Annotated in this window: 4 protein-coding genes; all 4 read left to right on the top strand. The window is 66.6% G+C overall.

Annotated features, from left to right (window positions below):
• Positions 1-276 (top strand): thiamine pyrophosphate-dependent enzyme (locus AC6RA4_RS24975; protein WP_500164943.1); only part of this gene is annotated, 276 nt, incomplete at its 5' end.
• Positions 277-294: 18 nt separating this feature from the next.
• A complete protein-coding gene (locus AC6RA4_RS24970; protein ID WP_500164941.1) occupies positions 295-1,653 on the top strand; it encodes a pyruvate dehydrogenase complex E1 component subunit beta in 1,359 nt (452 codons plus the stop codon).
• Complete coding sequence (locus AC6RA4_RS24965; protein WP_222603752.1) at positions 1,650-1,913, top strand: hypothetical protein; 264 nt, start codon at positions 1,650-1,652, stop codon at positions 1,911-1,913. The genes AC6RA4_RS24970 and AC6RA4_RS24965 overlap by 4 nt, the downstream gene beginning before the upstream one ends.
• A gap of 4 nt (positions 1,914-1,917) precedes the next feature.
• Positions 1,918-2,238: biotin/lipoyl-containing protein (locus tag AC6RA4_RS24960; protein WP_500164939.1), on the top strand; the 321-nt coding region annotated here is incomplete at its 3' end.

Here is a 2,238-nt window from a genome sequence, read left to right as displayed (position 1 = left end):
CGCGGCCACTCGATGTCGGACCCGGCCAAGTACCGGACCCGCGAGGAAGTCCAGAAGATGCGCGAAGAGCGCGACCCGATCCAGAACGTCCGCGACCTGCTGCTCCAGGGCAAGCACGCCACCGAGGACGATCTCAAGGCGATCGACAAGGAGATCAAGGACATCGTGAACGCCTCCGCCGAGTTCGCCAAGGAGAGCCCGGAGCCGGCGCTCGAGGAACTCTGGACCGACATCTATTCCGACGACGTGCCCCAGGGCGACGCGATCGAGGCCTGAGGCAGGAGAGAACACGATATGGCAACGCAAATCCTGATGCCCGCCCTGTCCCCCACCATGGAAGAGGGCACGCTGGCGAAATGGCTGGTCAAGGAAGGCGACACCGTCGCCTCCGGTGACATCCTCGCCGAGATCGAGACCGACAAGGCGACGATGGAATTCGAAGCGGTCGACGAAGGCATAGTAGGCAAGATCCTCATCGAGGAAGGCACCGAGGGCGTGAAGGTCAACACCCCCATCGCGGTGCTGGTCGAGGAAGGCGAGAGCGTCGATGACGCGGCGCCTGCCGCCGAAGAGGCCGCGGCCGAGGAGGCCTCCGCCCCCGCGCAGGCCGCCGCGCCTGAAAGCAACGTGCCCGCCGCCGCCGCCTCCCCGGACTGGCCGGAAGGCACCGAGATGAAGACCCAGACCGTGCGCGAGGCGCTGCGGGATGCCATGGCCGAAGAGATGCGCTCGGATCCCAACGTCTTCGTCATGGGCGAGGAAGTGGCCGAGTACCAGGGCGCCTACAAGGTCACCCAGGGCCTGCTCGACGAGTTCGGCTCCAAGCGCGTCATCGACACGCCGATCACCGAGCACGGCTTTGCCGGCATCGGTGTGGGCGCGGCCTTCGGCGGGCTCAAGCCGATCGTCGAGTTCATGACCTTCAACTTCGCCATGCAGGCGATTGACCACATCATCAACTCGGCGGCCAAGACGCTCTACATGTCCGGCGGCCAGATGGGCGCGCCCATGGTGTTCCGCGGCCCCAACGGCGCCGCCGCCCGCGTCGGCGCGCAGCACAGCCAAGATTACGCGGCATGGTACGCGATGATCCCGGGCCTCAAGGTGGCGATGCCCTACTCGGCGGCCGACGCCAAGGGCCTGCTCAAATCGGCGATCCGCGATCCCAACCCGGTGATCTTCCTCGAGAACGAGATCCTCTATGGCCGCTCCTTCGAAGTGCCGGTGCTGGACGATTTCACCGTGCCCTTCGGCAAGGCGAAGATCTGGCGCGAGGGCTCCGACGTGACCCTCGTCAGCTTCGGCATCGGCATGACCTACGCGCTCGAAGCGGCTGAAAAGCTGGCCGAAGAGGGCATCGAGGCCGAGGTGATCGACCTGCGCACCCTGCGTCCGATCGATTACGGCACGGTCATCGAGTCGGTGAAGAAGACCAACCGCTGCGTCACCATCGAGGAAGGCTTCCCGGTGGGCTCCATCGGCAACCACATCGGCGCCTATGTCATGCAGAACGCGTTCGATTACCTCGACGCGCCGGTGATCAACTGCGCCGGCAAGGACGTGCCGATGCCCTACGCGGCCAACCTCGAGAAGCACGCGCTGATCACCACCGCCGAGGTCATCGAGGCGGTCAAGCAAGTGACCTACCGGTGAGCCCGGTCGAGGTCACCGGGCGCGACGTCGCGCGCGAGGCCTACCGCGTCCGGGTGGACGCGGCGGGTGTCGCGCGGACGGCCTTCGTGCCCGAGTGCCTCATGGAAACGCTGCGCCCGGGCGAGCGCCCGAGCCACCAGCAAGCCTATGAATGGATCGCCGCCCATCGCGGCAAGATCGAGGCCGCGGTGATCGCGCGGGCCGCGGCGCGCCAGCCGCGCCCGCCCTTCGATCTCGTGACCCTCGCCGAGGAGAGCTGACAACATGCCCACCGAAATCCTGATGCCCGCCCTGTCGCCAACCATGGAGGAAGGCACGCTGGCCAAATGGCTGGTCAAGGAAGGCGACACCGTGAATTCCGGCGATATCCTCGCCGAGATCGAAACCGACAAGGCCACGATGGAGTTCGAGGCGGTCGACGAAGGCACCATCGGCAAGATCCTCATCGAGGGCGGCACCGAAGGCGTGAAGGTCAACACCCCGATCGCCGTGCTGCTCGAAGAGGGCGAGAGCGCCGACGACATCGCAAGCGTCTCCTCCGCCCCTGCCCCGGCTGGCGAGGCGGCTCCGGCCAAGGACGAGGCC

The sequence above is a fragment of the Salipiger sp. genome, from assembly GCF_059781815.1.
This window is presented reverse-complemented; position numbering and strand designations above follow the sequence as displayed.